Consider the following 18,148-nt stretch of genomic DNA (forward strand, 5'->3'; position numbering starts at 1 on the left):
CTGTGAACAGGTCGCATCCAGTACGACCTCTGCATGACCATCGCGCACACTCGATCCGGGGATTTTCCGGATGGGGGAGCACAACATGAATACACAACGCTTTAGTGCGGCTGAACGCCTGGAACGGCTGCCGCTCAGCGGCTATCACCGCGTCATTTTCATCATCATCGCCTTGGCGTTTTTCTTCGATTCCATGGATCTGGCGATGATGACTTTCCTGCTCGGCTCGATCAAAGCCGAGTTCGGCCTGAGCAGTGCGCAAGCGGGGTTGCTGGCCAGCTCGAGCTTTTTCGGCATGGTGCTCGGGGCGTCGTTGTCTGGGATGCTCGCCGACCGCTTCGGGCGCAAACCGGTGTTTCAGTGGAGCATCGTGCTGTGGGGCGTGGCCAGTTACCTGTGTTCGACGGCGCAAACGGTGGAGACGCTGACGCTGTTTCGCATCCTGCTCGGAATTGGCATGGGCATGGAGTTTCCCATCGCACAGTCGATGCTCTCGGAGCTGATTCCAGCACAACGGCGCGGGCGCTACATCGCCCTGATGGACGGCTTCTGGCCGCTGGGGTTTGTCGCAGCGGGCGTGCTCTCGTACTTCCTGCTGCCGCTGATTGGCTGGCGCGATATCTTCCTGGTACTGGCGGTGCCGGCGGTGTTCGTTCTGGCGATCCGCTTTTTCATCCCTGAGTCGCCGCGCTGGCTGGAACAGGCCGGGCGCGACGCAGACGCGGACAAGGTGTTGAACGGCATCGAAGCGCGAGTGCGTGCTTCGCTGGGCGGTGCAGACTTGCCGGAGCCGGTTCGTTTGCCACGCACGGTGACGCCACCGGGTAATTTCTTCTCGGCACTCAAGCAGATCTGGTCGCCGCAATATCGCCAGCGTACAACGATGATCTGGAGTCTGTGGTTCTTCGCATTGCTGGGTTTTTACGGGCTGACTTCCTGGCTCAGTGCATTGCTGCAGCAGTCGGGTTTCGCCGTGACGCAGTCGGTGTACTACACGGTGCTGATCTCGCTCGGCGGGATTCCCGGCTTCCTCATGGCGGCGTGGCTGGTCGAGCGTTGGGGGCGCAAACCGGTGTGCATCGTCACCCTGCTGGGCGGCGGGGTGATGGCGTTTCTGTATGGGCAGAGTGCGGTGTTCGGCGGCAACGTGGCGTTGCTGATCGGCACTGGGCTGTTGATGCAGTTTTTCCTGTTCGGCATGTGGGCGGTGCTCTACACCTACACGCCGGAGCTGTACCCGACGTCCGCACGGGCAACCGGCTCGGGATTCGCCTCGGCCATCGGCCGCGTCGGCTCTCTGCTCGGGCCATTGGTGACCGGGCTGGTGTTCCCGATTACCGGGCAGGGCGGGGTGTTCGCGCTGGGCGCGGCGTGCTTCGCGATCGCGGCGGGCGTGGTGTGGTTGTTCGGGATGGAGACGCGGGGCAAGACCCTGGAAGAGCTTACCGAGTGAACATCGATATGAATGTGGGAGCGAGCCTGCTCGCGAAAGCGGTGTGTCATTCAACGTAAATGTTGACTGACTCTCCCTCTTCGCGAGCAGGCTCGCTCCCACATTGGTTTTGCGGTGTTGCTTACGGTTTTACCAACCGCGCATCCAGGCTGTTCTGCGCCAGGCGCTTGGCCTGATCCTGGGTCATGCCCAGATGCTCGTGCAGCGCATGGAAGTTCTCGGTCACGTACCCACCGAAATACGCCGGGTCATCGGAGTTGACCGTGACCTTAACGCCGCGCTCGAGCATGTCGAGGATGTTGTGCTGTGACATGTGATCGAACACGCAGAGCTTGGTGTTCGACAGCGGGCACACAGTCAGCGGGATCTGCTCGTCGATGATCCGCTGCATCAGGCGCTCGTCTTCGATGGCGCGCACGCCATGGTCGATGCGCTGGATTTTCAGCAGGTCGATGGCTTCCCAGATGTACTCCGGCGGGCCTTCTTCACCGGCGTGGGCGACGGTGAGGAAGCCTTCGTCGCGGGCGCGATCGAAGACGCGTTTGAATTTGCTCGGCGGGTGGCCCATCTCGGAACTGTCGAGCCCGACCGCGACAAACGCATCACGGAACGGCAGCGCCTGATCGAGGGTTTTCTGTGCTTCGTCTTCGCTGAGGTGGCGCAGGAAGCTGAGGATCAAACCGCTGCTGATGCCCAGTTGCGTCTCGCCATCCTTGAGTGCGGCGGCGATGCCGTTGAGCACCACTTCGAACGGGATGCCCCGGTCGGTGTGGGTCTGCGGATCGAAGAACGGTTCGGTGTGGATCACGTTCTGCGCTTTGCAGCGCAGCAGGTAGGCCCAGGTCAGGTCGTAGAAATCCTGCGAGGTGCGCAGCACATCGGCGCCCTGGTAATACAGGTCGAGAAATTCCTGCAGATTGTTGAAGGCGTAGGCCTTGCGCAGGGTTTCGACGTCGCTCCACGGCAGGGCGATCTTGTTGCGTTCGGCCAGGGCGAACAGCAGTTCAGGCTCCAGCGAACCTTCCAGATGCAGGTGCAGTTCGGCTTTGGGCAGGGCGTTGAGCCAGTCGTACATAGTCTTTTCTCATCAGGTGCAATGCCGGCATTCTACAGAGGCTGGCCGCAACAATTGGCAAAACCTGACCAGGTGATCGATCAAACCGCCTCTTGCTCACGTCGATACGCGTAGGTATCGGCGAAACGCGACAGCAGGAATTCGGCGCAGGTGGTGGTCGGATATTTCGCCGGATGCTGCGCGTCCTGGCAGCCTGGCAGGCATTCGATGCGCGTGTCCGGGTGCGGTTCGGCGAAGAACGGCATCGAATAGCGATCCACGCCCAGCGGGCTGATCACCCGGTGCGGCGTCGAGCGATAACGGTCGTTGCTCCAGCGCGCCATCATGTCGCCGAGGTTGACCACGAACGTGCCGTCAATCGGTGGCGCGTCGATCCATTCACCTTTGACGTTCTTCACCTGCAAACCGCCGGCGCTGTCCTGATAGAGCAGGGTGATGCAGCCGTAATCGGTATGGGCGCCGGCACCTTGTTGCTCGGCGGAGCTGGCGGTGTGACGCGGTGGGTAATGGATCATGCGCAACACGCTGACCGGTTCGACCAAACGCGTATCGAAGAAGTCGCGCTCGATGCCCAGCGCAACGGTCATCGCTCGAAGCAGGGTTTGCGCCAGCGCCTGCATGTCGAGGTAATGCTGCTCCATCAGCGTTTCCCAGCCGGGTTGCGCCGGGTGCCGATTGGGGCCGCGCAAGGGTTTTTCCGCGAGCACCTCGGGATGCTCGTCCGGCAGGTGCAGGCCCATGTCGAAGGTTTCCTTCAGATCGCTGGGTTTGTCCGGGTCCAGTTGCTCTGTGGCAATCGCACCGTAGCCGCGATGATGGCGGGTCTGGGTGATGTCGATCTTGAGTTTTTCTGCGGCTGGCAGGGCAAAGAAGCGCTGGGCGTGATCGAGCAGGGCGTCGATACGTTGCGCCGAGATCGGATGGCCCTTGATGTAGAAAAAGCCCCATTCGCGGCAGGCTTGGTCGATCTGCTCGGCCACGGCGGGCCAGGCATTTTCATCGGTGCTGTAGAGCGGGCTGATGTCGATGATGGGAAGCTGATCCATACACAATCCTTGAATACGCTGTGTTTCCAATGTGGGAGCGAGCCTGCTCGCGAAGAAGGAGTGTCAGACAACATTTTTGTTTAATGACACACCGCTTTCGCGAGCAGGCTCGCTCCCACAGGGTTTTGTGTGGTGAATCGGGGGACTACTTCGGCATCTCGGCCTTCATGCCCTCAACGTAATAATTCATCGATGCCAGTTCCGCGTTGGTGGCGCTCACGCCCGCCGGGATTTTTTCTACACCGGCCTGATCCTTGATCGGCCCGGTAAACGGCTGCAATGCGCCGCTCTTGATGTCGGCGATCAACTGCTCGGCTTCGGCTTTCACCGGCGCCGGCACCAGATCGCTGATCGGCAGTTCCACCGTGCCTTCCTTCAACCCGCCCCAGTAATCCTGGGATTTCCAGGTGTGATCGATCACGCTCTGCGTCGCCTGAATGTAGTGCGGCGCCCAGTCGTTGACGATAGAGGTCAGCACCGCTTTCGGGCCGAAGTGGGCCATGTCCGAGGCGTAGCCCACGGCATACACGCCGCGCCGTTCGGCAGCCTGGATCGGCGCCGGGCTGTCGGTGTGCTGGAACACCACGTCGACGCCTTGATCGATCAGCGCGTTGGCGGCGTCGGCTTCCTTACCCGGATCGAACCAGGAGTTGACCCACACCACTTTGATTTCGGTGCCAGGGTTGTACTTGTTCAAGGCCAACTGGATGGCGTTGATGTCGCGGATCACTTCCGGAATCGGGAACGAGGCGACGTAGCCGATCTTCTTGGTCTTGGTCATTTTCGCTGCGAGGAAACCGCCGACGTAACGGCCCTCGTAAGTGCGCGCCAGGTAAGTGCCGAGGTTCTTCTCCTGCTTGTAGCCGGTGGCGTGTTCGAACGTCACCTTGGGAAATTGTTTGGCGACTTTCACCGTCGGGTTCATGTAGCCGAAAGAGGTGGTGAAAATCAGGTCGTATTTGTCCTTGGCCATGTTGCGGATCACCCGCTCGGCGTCGGCGCCCTCGGCGACGTTTTCCACGTAGTTGGTGGTGATCTGCGTGCCGAGTTTTTCCGCCAGGGCCTTGCGCCCCTGTTCGTGCTGATACGTCCAGCCGTGGTCACCGATCGGGCCGATGTAGACGAAACCGACCTTCAGCGGATCGGCAGCGCTGGCGCTCAGGCTGATTCCCAGACCGATGGCGGCGTACAGCAGTTTGTGCAGCGGACGTATTGGCATGAACCCGAACTCCATTTTGTTGTGTGTGCTCAGGGCCAATGCAAATTGCTGACCAACAGGACAACAAACTCATTTGAAAACGCGGTGCGGCCTTCGCGAGCAGGCTCGCTCCCACAGGGACGCATTTCAATGTGGGAGCGAGCCTGCTCGCGAAGAGGCCGGCAAGGCCAATAAAAGTGCATGCCTGAATCCAGCTGCCATCGCGTGGTGCGTAAAGATGTAACGAAACGTTAGCGGCGCGCGGCAGTCAGTAGCTTCATCAGCTCTTTTCGGCAAAAGGCCCGTCATGCTCTCGATCCTCAAACAAGAAAGCTTCCTGCTGCTGGCAGTCCTTGCCGCGTGCGTCGCTTATCCACTGGAACACTGGCTGCTGCACAGCGGCCAGATCGTCGCGCTGGGCGGCGGTCTGCTGCTGATTGCCTTCATCGTCGCCGCGTCAATGCGCGTCGCTCATCACGCCGAACTGCTGGCGGAAAAAGTCGGTGATCCCTACGGCACGATGATCCTCACACTCTCGGCAGTGCTGGTCGAAGTGGTGATCCTGGCGATCATGATGAGCAACGAAGCCTCGGCAACACTGGTGCGCGACACGATTTATTCAGCGGTGATGCTCGACATCAACGGCATCCTCGGCCTCGCCGCTTTGATGGGCGGGATCAAACACGGCGAACAGTCCTACAACGACGATTCGGCGCGCAGCTACAGCGTCATGATCCTCACCGCGATGGGGGTGTCGATGGTGGTCCCGGAGTTCATTCCCGAGGCCAACTGGAAGATGTATTCGGCGTTCACCATCGGCGCAATGATGGTGCTCTACGCGCTGTTCCTGCGCATGCAGGTCGGCCCGCACAGTTACTTTTTCAGCTACAGCTACCCGGACAAACGTCGCAAGAAAGAGCCGGTCGAGCAGGAGCCGAAACCGGTCAGCCTGGCGCTGTCGATCGGCATTCTGGTGTCGGGGGTGGTGATCATCGGCGCACTGGCCGAGGTGATGTCCAAGACCCTCGATCTGGGCCTGGAAGGCACGGGCGCGCCGCCGGTAATCACGGCGATTCTGGTGGCAGCGATTTCCGCCGCGCCGGAGATTCTCACCGCATTACGAGCGGCGCTGGCCAATCGCATGCAGTCGGTGGTCAACATTGCGATGGGGGCGTCACTGTCGACGGTGATTCTGACCGTGCCGGTGATGGAAGCGATGGCGCTGTACACCGGCCAGCCGTTTCAAATGGCGATGACCCCGGTGCAAACGGTGATGATCTTCATCACCCTGATCGTCAGCGCAATCAACCTCAATGACGGCGAGACCAACGCCATTGAGGGCATGACGCACTTTGTGCTGTTTGCGACCTTTATCATGCTGTCGCTACTGGGCCTTTAGGGCTGGCTGATACCCATGTGGGAGCGAGCCTGCTCGCGAAAGCGGTGTGTCATCCAACAAACATGTTGTCTGACACTCCCTCTTCGCGAGCAGGCTCGCTCCCACAGTTTTGAACGGCGGTGACTCAGGTGCCGGCAATCAACTGCCGAGCCGCTTGGCTGTGATCGGCGATCAGACCTTTCAGGTCCAGCCCTTCAACCTGCCCATCGACCACACGCCACTTGCCGCCAATCATCACCCGATCCGCCCGATCGGCGCCGCACAGCAGCAACGCCGAAATCGGATCATGACTACCGGAGAAGCGCAGTTCATCGAGCTTGAACAACGCCAGATCCGCCTGTTTGCCCACGGCGATTTCGCCGATGTCAGTGCGACCGAGCAGGCTCGCCGAACCCTTGGTCGCCCAGCCCAGCACGCGCTCCGGGGTGATCTTTTCGGCGCCGTAGCGCAGGCGCTGGATGTACAGCGCCTGACGCGCTTCGAGGATCATGTTCGAGGCATCGTTGGACGCCGAGCCGTCGACGCCTAGACCGAACAGCGCGCCAGCGTCGGTCAGCTCGATGCTCGGGCAGATGCCGGACGCCAGGCGCATGTTCGAGCTTGGGCAGTGGCAGATGCCTGTGCCGGCCTGGCCGAGGCGGGCGATTTCGTCGGGGTTGAAATGGATGCCGTGGGCCAGCCAGGTTCGCGGGCCGAGCCAGCCGACGCTGTCCAGATAATCGACTGTGCGCAGACCGAAACGCTGCAGGCAGAAGTCTTCTTCATCGAGGGTTTCAGCGAGGTGGGTGTGCAGACGCACATCGAGTTTGTTCGCCAGATCAGCGCTGGCCGACATGATTTCCGGGGTCACCGAAAATGGCGAACATGGCGCCAGAGCGATCTGGATCTGCGCGCCGTCGCCACGCTCGTGATACTCGTGAATCAGCCGCTGACTGTCGTCGAGAATCACCTGACCTTCCTGCACCGTTTGTTGCGGAGGCAGACCGCCGTCCTTCTCGCCAAGGCTCATCGAGCCGCGCGTGAGCATGGCGCGCATGCCCAGTTCGCGCACCGTTTCGACCTGCACGTCGATGGCGTTTTCCAGACCGTCCGGGAACAGATAGTGATGGTCGGCAGCCGTGGTGCAACCCGAGAGCAGCAATTCGGCCAGCGCCACTTTGGTGGCGAGGGCGAGTTTTTCCGGGGTCAGCCGCGCCCATACCGGGTACAGGGTTTTCAGCCACGGGAACAGCGGCTGATTGACCACCGGCGCCCAGGCGCGGGTCAGGGTTTGATAGAAGTGATGGTGGGTGTTGATCAGGCCCGGCAGGATCACATGCTCGCGGGCATCGAACACTTCATTGCACGGCGCCGACGGCTGCTGACCGGCAGCGAGGACTTCGACGATGACACCGTCTTGCACGACAAGGCCGCCACGGGCATCAAGCTCGTTGGAAGTGAAAATGGCGAGGGGATTTTTTAACCAGGTACGGGTCGCAGGCATTGTGGCCGGCTCCTCTGAAAGTTGGGTTCAGGGTTGCCAGCTCAGTGTTGCCCTGTCTGCTGATCCAGGGTCGCCGCGAAGGACGAGGCGCGCAGTTTCAAACAAATCGCCCCATCGGGCAAGCGCCACCCGACCATTCACCATCATCCCCCTGTGGGAGCGAGCCTGCTCGCGAAGGCGTCATGTCAGTCGATACAGATTTACCTGACAGATCGTATTCGCGAGCAGGCTCGCTCCCACATCGGGATTATCAGTGCTTACCAGGGAATGGTTTCACCCTTGTAATTGACGAAGTGATGCCCGCCCTTGCCGGTAAACGCATTGACCTGATCGATCAGCCCGCGGGTGCTGGTCTCGACGTCGAGATCGGCGCCTTCGCCGCCCATGTCGGTCTTCACCCAGCCCGGGTGCAGCGAAAGTACGGTCAGTTTCTGCTCGCCCAGTTGCGTGACGAAACTGTTGGTCATCGAATTCAGCGCCGCTTTGCTCGCCTTGTACAACGCCAGCTCCGGCGCGTCGGGCATGGTCACGCTGCCGAGCACCGAACTCATGAACGCCAGCACGCCGCTGCCGTCGCGGATCTGCCCGACGAAACGCTGGGCCAGATTGATCGGCGCCACCGCGTTGGTGAAAAACAGTTGCCCGACCTCGGCCAATGTCGCGCCGCCCGGCGTCTGCACGTCCGGGCCTTTGACCCCGGCGTTGACGAACAACAGATCGAAGGTTTCGCCCTTGAGTTTCTGGCTCAGAGCGATCACCGCTTGCTGATCGTCCATGTCGAGCTTCTCGATGCGCACGTCACCCAGCGCTTGCAGCGCCTCGGCCTTCTGCGGATTGCGCACCGTCGCGGTCACTTGCCAGCCATCGCCCAGCAGGGTCTTCACCAGACCGAGGCCCAAGCCGCGGGAGGCGCCGATGATCAGTGCGTTTTTTGCCTGAGACATGATGGGTTTCCTTGAAAGTCAGCATTCAGGATTCAATGGACACGCCTGACCGCGCCACAGTTGCAGCGCTTGGCGAAAACAGGCTTTGATCCCGGAGCATACTCCAGGCGTCTTGAGTTTCTCGAGGGTGTTTGATCAGAAATAGTTGTGGGTCGTGCTCCAGATGTTGCCGGTGCGGAGGCCTTCGCGAGCAGGCTCGCTCCCACATATGCCCGTGTTCACTCAGATCTCCTGTGGGAGCGAGCCTGCTCGCGAAGAGGCCCGCTCTGACATCAACTAATGTCCCGATTGCCACGGCTGCCCCAACGAAACCGGCGCATACAACCGAGTGCGTACGGCATCGCGGGACAGCAACACCAGCACCAAGATCGTCGCCAAATACGGCAGCATCGCCAGCAGGCTCGAAGGTATCGCCAGTCCCAATCCCTGTGCCACCAGGTGCAGGATGCTGGCGAGGCCAAACAGATACGCCCCGAGCAACAACCGCCACACCCGCCAACTGGCAAACACCACCAGCGCCAGGGCAATCCAGCCGCGCCCGGCGGTCATGTTTTCCGCCCACATCGGCGTGTAGGCCAGCGACAGATAGGCCCCGGCCAGCCCGGCCATTGCTCCGCCGAACAACACCGCCAAGGTGCGTACGGTCAGCACCGGCAAGCCCATTGCGCTGGCCGCATCCGGGTTTTCACCGACCGCCTGAATGATCAGGCCGACACGACTTTTGATGATTACCCACGCCACCAAGGCAAATAGCGCGAACGACAGATACACCAGCAGATCCTGGGCAAACAGCATCCGCCCGATCAGCGGGATCTCACTCAGATACGGAATCGCCAGAGGCTCGAAACCCGCCAGCGGCTTACCCACCCATGCCGCGCCGACAAACGTCGAAAGCCCGACACCAAAGATCGTCAGCGCCAACCCAGTGGCCACCTGATTGGCGTTGAACACCAGCGCGACCAGGGCAAACAGTGACGACAACAACATCCCGGCCAACATCGCCAACAGCACACCCAGCCACAGGTTGCCGCTGTTCAGCGCGACGATAAAACCGATCACCGCACCGAACAGCATCATGCCTTCCTGGCCGAGGTTGAGGACGCCGCTTTTCTCGCAGATCAACTCACCCAATGCCACCAGCAACAGCGGCGTGCCGCAGCGGACCATCGCGTAGAAAATATTGCTCAACAGATCGATATCCATCACAGCGCTCCGGCGGTTACGGCAGGGGGCGAGGCGCGCCGGGTCCAGCGCAGTTTCAGACGTGGCCGATAGAGAATCAGCACGTCACAGGCGAGCAGGAAAAACAGCATCATGCCCTGGAACAATTGGGTGATCGCTTGCGGCAGATTGAGCGACATCTGCGCGCTCTCGCCGCCGATGTACAGCAGCGCCATGAGCAGACTGGAGAACAGAATGCCGAGCGGATTCAACCGTCCCAGAAACGCCACGGTGATCGCCGCGTAGCCATAGCCCGGCGACACCTGCGGCACCAGTTGGCCGATCGGCCCGGTCACTTCGCAGACCCCGGCGAGTCCGGCCAGAGCACCGCTGATCAACAGCGCCAGCCAGATCAGGCGCTTCTCGCGAAAGCCGACAAAACCTGCCGCACGTTTGTCCAGCCCGAGCACTTTGATCTGGAAGCCGATAAAGCTTTTCTGCAACAACACCCACACCGCAACCAGCGCGAGCAGGGCGAAATACACGCCGGCATGCACGCGGCCGTCCTCCAGCAGCAGCGGCAAACGACTGGCGTCGCCGAACATCGCCGACTCCGGGAAATTGAAGCCCGCTGGATCCTTCAACGGCCCGTGCACGCAGAACAGCAGCAGGTTCAGCGCGATGTAGTTGAGCATGATGCTGGTGAGGATTTCGTTGGCGTTGAAGCGCGTGCGCAGCCATGCGGTGAGCCCGGCCCATGCGGCGCCGGCCAGCGTGCCGGTCAGCAGAATCAGCACCAGCGCCCAGCGACTTTGCATGTCGATAACGTTCACTGCCAGAGCACTGCCGGCCAACGCGCCAAGTAGAAGTTGGCCTTCGGCGCCGATGTTCCAGATCCGCGCCTGATAGGCGACGGCCAGGCCGAGTGCGCAGAGCAGAATCGGCAGCGCCTTGACCAGCAATTCGGACACTCCATACAAATCGCTGACGGGCGCGATCAGCAGTGTGTGCAAGGTTTGCAATGGGTCGTGGCCCAGCGCGATGAACAACAGCGAGCCGCAGCCGAGGGTCAGCGCCGCCGCCAATAACGGCGAGCACCACAGCATCAGGCGCGATTGCTGGCCACGGGGTTCGAGAGAAAGCAGCATGGTTGGAACTCCGTTAAACCGAGGCGGCGCGAGGTGAGTGATCGAACTGGCCGGCCATCCACGCGCCGACATCGCTCAGCTGTGTAAGGCCGGTGTCTTGCAGTGCCGACAGACGCCCGCCGCACAGCGCGCCGAGGCGATCGCTGATCTGGAACAGCTCATCGAGGTCTTCGGAAATCACCAGAATCGCCGCGCCGGCATCGCGCAGGGCAATCAAGGCGCGATGGATGGTGGCGGCGGCACCGACGTCGACGCCCCATGTCGGGTGCGCGGCGATCAGCAGTTTCGGTTGCTGAAGAATTTCCCGGCCGAGGATGAATTTCTGCAAGTTGCCGCCGGACAGGCTGCGCGCAGCGGTTTGCGTGTCCGGGGTCTTCACGCCGAAACGCTGGATGATCTGCTGCGCGAGGGTTTCGACTTTGCCGCGTTGGATCAACCCGCGGCTCACCAGTCCTTGCTGGAAAGCACTGAGCAGGGCGTTATCGGCCAGACTCAACTCCGGCACCGCGCCGTGGCCAAGGCGTTCGGCCGGCACGAAGGCCAGACCGAGTTTGCGCCGCGCGTCCGGGCGCAGGTCAGCGACGTTTCGCTCGGCGAAGCGCAGGGTCGCCGCTTGCGCCCGGGGCAAGGTTTGTTCGCCACTGAGCAGGGCGAGCAGCTCATCCTGACCATTGCCCGCGACCCCGGCGATGCCGACGATTTCACCGCTGCGCACTTGCAGGTCGATGTCTGTCAGCGAGCAGCCGAATGGATCCGGGTTGTGCCAGCTCAAACCCTGCACCTGCAGAAACGCCGGGCCACCGCTGACCTTCGGATACTCGCCAATCAATCCCGCCGCTTCGCCGACCATCAGTTGTGCCAGTTGCTGATCCGTACATTGCGCCGGCAGGCAATGCCCGGCTACCCGACCGCCGCGCAGCACCGTGGCGCTGTGGCACAAGGCCCGCACTTCACCGAGCTTGTGGCTGATAAACAGAATGCTGCAGCCCTCGTCGGCAAGGCGCCGCAGGGTGATGAACAATTCGTCCGCCTCTTGCGGCGTCAGCACCGAGGTCGGCTCGTCGAGAATCAACAGGCGGATGTCCTGCATCAGGCAACGGATGATTTCCACCCGCTGCCGCTCGCCGATCGACAGGCTGTGGACAAGTCGCTCCGGCTCCAGCGCCATGCCGTAACGTCGCGATACTTCGCGAATCTTCGGCTCCAGTTGCTTTGGCGTGCCGGCCGCCGCGCCCATCGCCAGGGCAATGTTCTGCGCGACGCTGAGGGTTTCGAACAGGGAGAAATGCTGGAACACCATGCCAATGCCCAACTGCCGTGCCTGTGCCGGGTTGCGGATCTGCACGCGCTGCCCCTGCCAGAGCATTTCACCGCTGTCGCACTGGGTAACCCCGTAGATGATTTTCATCAACGTACTTTTGCCTGCGCCGTTTTCACCGAGCAGGGCATGGATTTCACCCGGCGCGATGCTCAGGTCGATGGCGTCGTTGGCCAGACAACCGGGGTAGCGTTTGCTGATCTGGCGCAGTTGCAGGCGCGGCGGGGAAGGGGCGATGGACATGACAGGCTCGACTGACTTGGAGTTGTGCCTGTGGATAAAGCAATTTCCTGGCCATTGAGTCAGGAACGCTTGCGGAGCCAGTCCGTATGTGCCGACAGCAGCGCATCGGCGGGCGTTTTGTCTTTCTATCGAGCACCAATTCAGCGCAAAGCCATTGAACAGGCTCCAGTTTTGCTCGTGTTACGTTGGTTAAAAAACGAGCAATCACTTGGGGCCTAGGCAGATCCAGCGACAGCGACGGTCATGAACGGCTTATCCACAGGTTGTTCCACAGTAATTGTGCGCAAGCGCCGAGGTCGGGCATAAGCACTGCGATGCTTTCTTCTAATGGTGATAAACGATGTTAACTATCTGTTTTTACGCTGATTTTTCGTTTCGTCGGATCAATTGAACGAAAAGTGAACAAATCGCGCAAAGCCGCATGACAGAAGGGTTACAGCGGTATGTGCTCAGGTTATCCACAGTCGGGTGCACAGCCGATGTGGGCAAGTCGGCAGAAAATGGAATGCATGTAATGCCCCAAAAAGATCGCAGCGTTCCGCAGCTCCTACAGGTGGAATGCGATCACCCTGTAGGAGCTGCCGAAGGCTGCGATCTTTTGATCTTCTACTCTCAACGCTGCAACAAAATCCGCCCCCGGCTCAGATCCGCCAACTGACTTTGCAGCACTTCGATCTGCGCTTCTCCTACCGCCAATTTCAACTCAACCCCATTGGCCGTGAAGTTTTCCTCCACCACCAATCCACCGAGATCCGCCACGCGCAACTTCACCAGCGCCAACTCGGCAAATCCGCAGGCGCAACTCAGCGGCACGCGGCTGATCAGCTCGATTTTTTCCGCCGCTTGCAGGCACTTGTTGGCGCCACCGCCGTAGGCCCGGGCCAGGCCGCCGGTGCCCAGTTGAATGCCGCCGTACCAGCGGATCACCAGCACCGCGACCTGATCGCAGTCCTGCGCCTCGATCGCCGCCAGAATAGGGCGGCCGGCAGTGCCGCCCGGCTCGCCGTCGTCAGTGCTGCGGTATTGCGCGCCGAGTTTCCACGCCCAGCAATTGTGCGTGGCATTCAAATCGCTGTGCTGCTCGAAAAATGCCTGCGCGTCGGCGGGGCTGCTGATCGGCGTCGCCAGAGTGATGAAGCGGCTTTTGCGAATCTCTTCGCGGTACTCGCAAAAACCGCTGAGGGTGAAAGGCATAAACGTCTTATAGAGAAGGAGTGAGGCCGCAGCCTTTGAGAATGATGCGGATCAGGTTGTTGCCGGCGTCTTCCATGTCCTGCTTGGTCAACTTGCTGCGCCCGGTGACGCGGCAGATCTGCGTGGCGAAGTCGGCGTAATGCTGGGTGCTGCCCCACAGCAGGAAGATCAGGTGCACCGGATCGACCGGATCCATCTTGCCCGCATCGATCCACGCCTGAAACACCGCCGCGCGCCCGGTGAACCAGGTGCGGTAATCCTGATTGAAATATTCGCTCAGGCATTCGCCGCCGCTGATCACTTCCATGGCGAAGATTCGCGAAGCCTGTGGCTGGCGCCGGGAGAATTCCATCTTCGCGCGGATGTAGCGGGTCAGCGCTTCGGCCGGGTCATCCTCGGCAGTGAGGGTGTTGAAGGTGCTGTCCCACAACTCGATGATGTTGCTCAGCACTGCCACATACAAACCGAGCTTGTTGGTGAAGTAGTAATGCAGGTTGGCCTTGGGCAGCCCGGCATTCTGCGCGATGGTGTTCATGCTGGTGCCTTTGAACCCGTGACGGGCGAACTCGTCTTCGGCGGCTTTGAGAATGGTCTCTTCGTTCTTCTGACGAATGCGGCTGGCGGGTTTGCCGCCGTGGGCTGGGACTTCAAAGGTCATAGGCACTTCCGGGATTGTCTGTGGGTGCAACCAGTTGCGTTGATAGCGCACCCACAGGCATCCGACAAGTCCTTGCGCGGAAAAACAGTTACGCCTGTTCGATCTTGTTCAATGACGCGGGGCTTTTTGTCTCAGCGGTTTTGCCTTCCGGCAACAAAAGACACAGGACGATTGCCGTCAGCCCGCCGCTGGTGATCGCCGAGTCGAACAGGTTCTGCACCAGTTTCGGCAACAGGTGCAGCAGGTTCGGTTGCGCGGCGATGCCAAGGCCGACGCCGAACGAAGTGGCGATGATCAACATGCTGCGCCGGTCCAGCGGTGACTGCGCGAGAATGCGTACGCCCGCCGCCGCCACTGCGCCGAACATCACCAGCGTCGCACCGCCGAGCACCGGTTTCGGGATCTGTTGCAGCACCGCACCGATCATCGGGAACAGGCCGAGGCAGAACAGGATCGCGCCGATGTACAGACCGACGTAGCGGCTGGCAACGCCGGTCAATTGGATCACGCCGTTGTTCTGCGCGAACGTCGTGTTGGGGAAGGCGCTGAAGGTCGCCGCGATCATGCAGCTCACGCCATCGCCAAGCACGCCACCGCGCAAGCGGCTTATATAAGAAGGGCCGCTGATCGGTTGGCGGGCGAGCATGCAGTTGGCGGTGAGGTCGCCGACGGTTTCGATGGTGCTGATCAGGTAAATCAGAGCGACCGGCAGGAAAGCGGTCCAGTCGAAGTTGAATCCGAACTTGAATGGCGTAGGAAAACTCACCAGTGGCAAGTCAGGCAACGGCTGCGGGACCAGTTTCCCGCTGAACCACGCCGCGAGGCTGCCGAGCACCAGTCCGATGATGATCGCCGACAGTCGTACCCACGGCGTGTTCGAGCGGTTGAGCAGAATGATCGTCAGCAGCACAAACACGCCCAAGGCCAGATTGCCTGGCGCGCCGAAGTCCGGCGCGTTGAAGCCGCCACCCAGATCGGTGATGCCGACCTTGATCAGGCTGATGCCGATCAGCGTGATGACAATGCCGGTCACCAGCGGTGTGACCACTCGGCGCAACTGACCGATGAAACGGCTGAGCACGATCTGCACGATTGCGCCGAAAAAGCACACGCCGAAAATCATCGCCAGAATATCTTCCGGGCTGCCGCCGCGCTGCTTGACCAGAAACCCGGCCGACAGCACCGCACCGAGAAACGCGAAACTGGTGCCTTGCAGACAGATCATCCCCGCGCCGATGCCGAACGGTCGCCGCGCCTGGATAAAAGTGCCGACGCCCGAGACCATCAGCGCCATGCTGATCAGGTACGGTAGATGCGCGGTCAGCCCGAGCGCGGAACCGATCACCAGTGGCGGGGTGATGATGCCGACGAAACTGGCGAGCACGTGTTGCAGTGCGGCGAGAATGGCGGCGAGTGGTTTGGGGCGATCGTTGAGGCCGTAGATCAGTTCACTGGACGAATCGGAATCTGGCTGCATGGTTTTGGCTTCTTGTTGAAGGACGAGTCAGCCCTTCACTGCAAAAACCTGTCCACTTGCTCAGGTTATTCCTGGATTCTGTCGATGAGGCCCTGCCGGGCTGGGCTCTGCGCGCTTATCTATCGCGTCGCGGCCAGACTCTCCAGGAAACTTTCCAGCACCAAATGAGGGCGCCGCCCCTTGCGCGTGACCGATGCCAGACTCAAATCGTAAAAACGCGTGCCGGCCTTGAGCGCACGCAAACGCCCCTGCTGCACCCAAAGGCTGGCGTAGTGATCCGGCAGATAACCGATGTAGCGCCCGGTCAGAATCAGAAATGCCATGCCCTCACGGTCAGAGGCACTGGCAGTGCAATTGAGCGCCTGATAGTGCGCCTGAATCTCCGCCGGCAAACGAAAGGTCGGCGCAATCGCGTCCTGACTGTCGAGGCGTTGATCATCGAGTTGCTTGTCGTCGACGTAAAACAGCGGATGACCCACCGCGCAATACAGCAGCGAACGCTCGCTGTATAACGGCTGATATTCCAGTCCCGACAAGGCGCTGGCCTGCGGCACCACGCCAACGTGCAGGCGCCCGTCGAGCACACCTTGTTCAACTTCGTTCGGCGCAATCATGCGGATCTGGATCTGCACGTCCGGCCCGCGCTCCTTCAACTGCGCGAGGGCATGGGTGATGCGCATGTGCGGCAGGGTGACGAGGTTGTCGGTGAGGCCGATGATCAGCTCGCCGCGCAGGTGTTGGTGCAGGCCGTTGACCTCGGTGCGAAAACTCTCCAGTGCACTCAACAGCTGTAGTGCCGACTGGTACACCTCACGGCCTTCCTCGGTCAGGGAAAATCCGGCCCGGCCACGCTGACACAAGCGCAAGCCGAGGCGCTGTTCCAGATCGCTCATCTGCTGGCTGATCGCCGAACGCCCGATGCCGAGCACGGTTTCCGCTGCGGAGAAGCCGCCACATTCCACGACACTGCGAAAAATCCGCAACAAACGGATATCAAAGTCACTGACCTGGGCCAATGGATCGGCGCGGCGGCTGCTCATTTTTTGTTCTCTTTGTTTAGCAATGATCTAACTGAAGGTTAGAAGAGTTGGATTTCACCGACTTTATCGCCGTGGCAATTTAGCTGCAACAACGCTTTCCATCTCCCTGACGCTTATGCCCTGCGAGGTTTTGCCCGATGAACATGCCTGAAAACGCGCCGTCGCCACTGGCCAGTCAACTGAAGCTGGACGCGCACTGGATGCCGTACACCGCCAACCGCAACTTTCAGCGCGACCCGCGTCTGATCGTCGGCGCTGAAGGCAGCTGGCTGTTCGACGACAAGGGCCGCAAGATCTACGACTCGCTGTCCGGTCTGTGGACCTGCGGCGCCGGGCACACCCGCAAGGAAATTCAGGAAGCCGTTGCGAAACAGCTGGGCACTCTCGATTACTCACCGGGTTTCCAGTACGGCCATCCGTTGTCGTTCCAACTGGCAGAGAAAATCACTGAACTGACCCCGGGCAATCTGAACCACGTGTTCTTCACCGACTCTGGTTCCGAGTGCGCCGATACTGCGGTGAAAATGGTCCGTGCCTACTGGCGCCTGAAAGGCCAGGCGACCAAGACCAAGATGATCGGCCGCGCCCGTGGCTACCACGGTGTGAACATCGCCGGCACCAGCCTCGGTGGCGTCAACGGCAACCGCAAACTGTTTGGTCAGGCGATGATGGATGTCGATCACCTGCCGCACACGCTGCTGGCGAGCAATGCGTTTTCCCGCGGCATGCCGGAGCAGGGCGGTATTGCTTTGGCCGATGAGCTGCTGAAGTTGATCGAGCTGCACGACGCTTCCAATATCGCTGCGGTGTTCGTTGAACCGATGGCCGGGTCCGCCGGGGTACTGGTTCCGCCACAGGGTTACCTCAAGCGTTTGCGCGAAATCTGCGATCAGCACAACATCCTGCTGGTGTTCGATGAAGTGATCACCGGTTTCGGCCGCACCGGTTCGATGTTCGGCGCCGAGAGCTTCGGCGTAACCCCGGACCTGATGTGTATCGCCAAGCAAGTCACCAACGGCGCGATCCCGATGGGCGCGGTGATTGCCAGCTCCGAGATCTACCAGACCTTCATGAACCAGCCGACGCCGGAATATGCCGTGGAATTCCCCCATGGCTACACCTATTCGGCACACCCGGTGGCCTGTGCCGCTGGCCTTGCCGCACTCGACCTGCTGCAAAAGGAAAACCTGGTGCAGAGCGTCGCCGAAGTCGCGCCGCATTTCGAAAACGCGCTGCACGGCTTGAAAGGCTCGAAGAACGTCATCGACATCCGCAACTACGGCTTGGCCGGCGCGATCCAGATTGCCGGGC

The 18,148-nt window shown here is 60.8% G+C and carries 15 protein-coding genes (1 of these 15 cut by a window edge); 3 read left to right on the plus strand and 12 right to left on the minus strand.

The window, feature by feature from the left end:
* Positions 1-85 precede the first annotated feature (85 nt).
* Entirely contained in the window at positions 86-1,453 is a 1,368-nt protein-coding gene (locus AB9L16_RS03030) for an MFS transporter (RefSeq protein WP_375123091.1), read from the plus strand.
* A gap of 121 nt (positions 1,454-1,574) precedes the next feature.
* On the opposite strand, the gene AB9L16_RS03035 is transcribed toward AB9L16_RS03030, so the two are convergent.
* The 3 genes from AB9L16_RS03035 to AB9L16_RS03045 all read right to left on the minus strand — a co-directional run bounded on the left by AB9L16_RS03035 (position 1,575) and on the right by AB9L16_RS03045 (position 4,793).
* Positions 1,575-2,528, minus strand: coding sequence for an adenosine deaminase (locus AB9L16_RS03035; RefSeq protein WP_024011466.1), 954 nt, complete (start codon positions 2,526-2,528; stop codon positions 1,575-1,577).
* Between the two features lie 80 nt (positions 2,529-2,608).
* The gene (locus tag AB9L16_RS03040) at positions 2,609-3,574 is read right to left on the minus strand and encodes a 2-oxoglutarate and iron-dependent oxygenase domain-containing protein (RefSeq protein ID WP_375123092.1); all 966 of its coding nucleotides are present in this window, start codon (positions 3,572-3,574) and stop codon (positions 2,609-2,611) included.
* A gap of 145 nt (positions 3,575-3,719) precedes the next feature.
* Positions 3,720-4,793: a BMP family ABC transporter substrate-binding protein gene (locus AB9L16_RS03045; protein ID WP_095180882.1), complete on the minus strand. Its 1,074-nt coding sequence runs from the start codon at positions 4,791-4,793 to the stop codon at positions 3,720-3,722.
* Between the two features lie 286 nt (positions 4,794-5,079).
* Here AB9L16_RS03045 and AB9L16_RS03050 point away from each other — a divergent pair, with 286 nt between their 5' ends.
* A complete protein-coding gene (locus tag AB9L16_RS03050) occupies positions 5,080-6,171 on the plus strand; it encodes a calcium:proton antiporter (protein WP_056787779.1) in 1,092 nt (363 codons plus the stop codon).
* A 124-nt stretch (positions 6,172-6,295) separates the two neighbouring features.
* Here the strand turns inward: AB9L16_RS03050 and AB9L16_RS03055 are convergent, their stop codons facing one another.
* The 9 genes from AB9L16_RS03055 to AB9L16_RS03095 all read right to left on the minus strand — a co-directional run bounded on the left by AB9L16_RS03055 (position 6,296) and on the right by AB9L16_RS03095 (position 16,837).
* Positions 6,296-7,654: an 8-oxoguanine deaminase gene (locus AB9L16_RS03055; protein WP_073471861.1), complete on the minus strand. Its 1,359-nt coding sequence runs from the start codon at positions 7,652-7,654 to the stop codon at positions 6,296-6,298.
* A 257-nt stretch (positions 7,655-7,911) separates the two neighbouring features.
* Complete coding sequence (locus AB9L16_RS03060) at positions 7,912-8,598, minus strand: SDR family oxidoreductase (RefSeq protein ID WP_016771812.1); 687 nt, start codon at positions 8,596-8,598, stop codon at positions 7,912-7,914.
* 276 nt (positions 8,599-8,874) lie between these two features.
* Positions 8,875-9,801 (minus strand): ABC transporter permease, encoded by a 927-nt coding sequence (locus AB9L16_RS03065; protein WP_150638115.1) that lies wholly within the window; start codon positions 9,799-9,801, stop codon positions 8,875-8,877.
* Complete coding sequence (locus AB9L16_RS03070; protein WP_375123093.1) at positions 9,801-10,907, minus strand: ABC transporter permease; 1,107 nt, start codon at positions 10,905-10,907, stop codon at positions 9,801-9,803. Before AB9L16_RS03070 ends, AB9L16_RS03065 begins: the two co-directional genes overlap by 1 nt.
* A gap of 13 nt (positions 10,908-10,920) precedes the next feature.
* Entirely contained in the window at positions 10,921-12,468 is a 1,548-nt protein-coding gene (locus AB9L16_RS03075) for an ABC transporter ATP-binding protein (protein ID WP_375123094.1), read from the minus strand.
* Positions 12,469-13,080: 612 nt separating this feature from the next.
* Positions 13,081-13,662 (minus strand): YigZ family protein, encoded by a 582-nt coding sequence (locus AB9L16_RS03080; RefSeq protein ID WP_125917571.1) that lies wholly within the window; start codon positions 13,660-13,662, stop codon positions 13,081-13,083.
* A 7-nt stretch (positions 13,663-13,669) separates the two neighbouring features.
* Positions 13,670-14,320 carry a TetR/AcrR family transcriptional regulator gene (locus tag AB9L16_RS03085; RefSeq protein WP_016771809.1) on the minus strand — a complete coding sequence of 217 codons (651 nt, stop codon included), beginning with the start codon at positions 14,318-14,320 and terminating at the stop codon, positions 13,670-13,672.
* Positions 14,321-14,408: 88 nt separating this feature from the next.
* Positions 14,409-15,797, minus strand: a complete 1,389-nt coding sequence (locus AB9L16_RS03090; protein WP_041479656.1) for a uracil-xanthine permease family protein — start codon at positions 15,795-15,797, stop codon at positions 14,409-14,411.
* A gap of 119 nt (positions 15,798-15,916) precedes the next feature.
* On the minus strand, positions 15,917-16,837 hold the full coding sequence (locus tag AB9L16_RS03095; protein WP_056787796.1) for a LysR family transcriptional regulator: 921 nt from the start codon (positions 16,835-16,837) through the stop codon (positions 15,917-15,919).
* A gap of 137 nt (positions 16,838-16,974) precedes the next feature.
* Between AB9L16_RS03095 and AB9L16_RS03100 the strand changes: the two genes are divergently transcribed.
* A protein-coding gene (locus AB9L16_RS03100) for an aspartate aminotransferase family protein (RefSeq protein ID WP_016771806.1) crosses the window boundary here: on the plus strand, positions 16,975-18,148 show its 5' portion. The gene runs 176 nt beyond the window's last position; the window shows 1,174 of its 1,350 coding nt (coding positions 1-1,174); its start codon is at positions 16,975-16,977; the stop codon falls past the right edge of the window.

This window comes from Pseudomonas sp. LW8 (genome assembly GCF_041956865.1).
Lineage (GTDB): Bacteria > Pseudomonadota > Gammaproteobacteria > Pseudomonadales > Pseudomonadaceae > Aquipseudomonas > Aquipseudomonas siliginis.

Excerpts from the sequence above, each read along its gene's own strand:
- AB9L16_RS03030 (WP_375123091.1), top strand. The coding sequence starts at position 86 with ATGAATACACAACGCTTTAGTGCGGCTGAACGCCTGGAACGGCTGCCG.
- AB9L16_RS03035 (WP_024011466.1), bottom strand. The coding sequence starts at position 2,528 with ATGTACGACTGGCTCAACGCCCTGCCCAAAGCCGAACTGCACCTGCAT.
- AB9L16_RS03040 (WP_375123092.1), bottom strand. The coding sequence starts at position 3,574 with ATGGATCAGCTTCCCATCATCGACATCAGCCCGCTCTACAGCACCGAT.
- AB9L16_RS03045 (WP_095180882.1), bottom strand. The coding sequence starts at position 4,793 with ATGCCAATACGTCCGCTGCACAAACTGCTGTACGCCGCCATCGGTCTG.
- AB9L16_RS03050 (WP_056787779.1), top strand. The coding sequence starts at position 5,080 with ATGCTCTCGATCCTCAAACAAGAAAGCTTCCTGCTGCTGGCAGTCCTT.
- AB9L16_RS03055 (WP_073471861.1), bottom strand. The coding sequence starts at position 7,654 with ATGCCTGCGACCCGTACCTGGTTAAAAAATCCCCTCGCCATTTTCACT.
- AB9L16_RS03060 (WP_016771812.1), bottom strand. The coding sequence starts at position 8,598 with ATGTCTCAGGCAAAAAACGCACTGATCATCGGCGCCTCCCGCGGCTTG.
- AB9L16_RS03065 (WP_150638115.1), bottom strand. The coding sequence starts at position 9,801 with ATGGATATCGATCTGTTGAGCAATATTTTCTACGCGATGGTCCGCTGC.
- AB9L16_RS03070 (WP_375123093.1), bottom strand. The coding sequence starts at position 10,907 with ATGCTGCTTTCTCTCGAACCCCGTGGCCAGCAATCGCGCCTGATGCTG.
- AB9L16_RS03075 (WP_375123094.1), bottom strand. The coding sequence starts at position 12,468 with ATGTCCATCGCCCCTTCCCCGCCGCGCCTGCAACTGCGCCAGATCAGC.
- AB9L16_RS03080 (WP_125917571.1), bottom strand. The coding sequence starts at position 13,662 with ATGCCTTTCACCCTCAGCGGTTTTTGCGAGTACCGCGAAGAGATTCGC.
- AB9L16_RS03085 (WP_016771809.1), bottom strand. The coding sequence starts at position 14,320 with ATGACCTTTGAAGTCCCAGCCCACGGCGGCAAACCCGCCAGCCGCATT.
- AB9L16_RS03090 (WP_041479656.1), bottom strand. The coding sequence starts at position 15,797 with ATGCAGCCAGATTCCGATTCGTCCAGTGAACTGATCTACGGCCTCAAC.
- AB9L16_RS03095 (WP_056787796.1), bottom strand. The coding sequence starts at position 16,837 with ATGAGCAGCCGCCGCGCCGATCCATTGGCCCAGGTCAGTGACTTTGAT.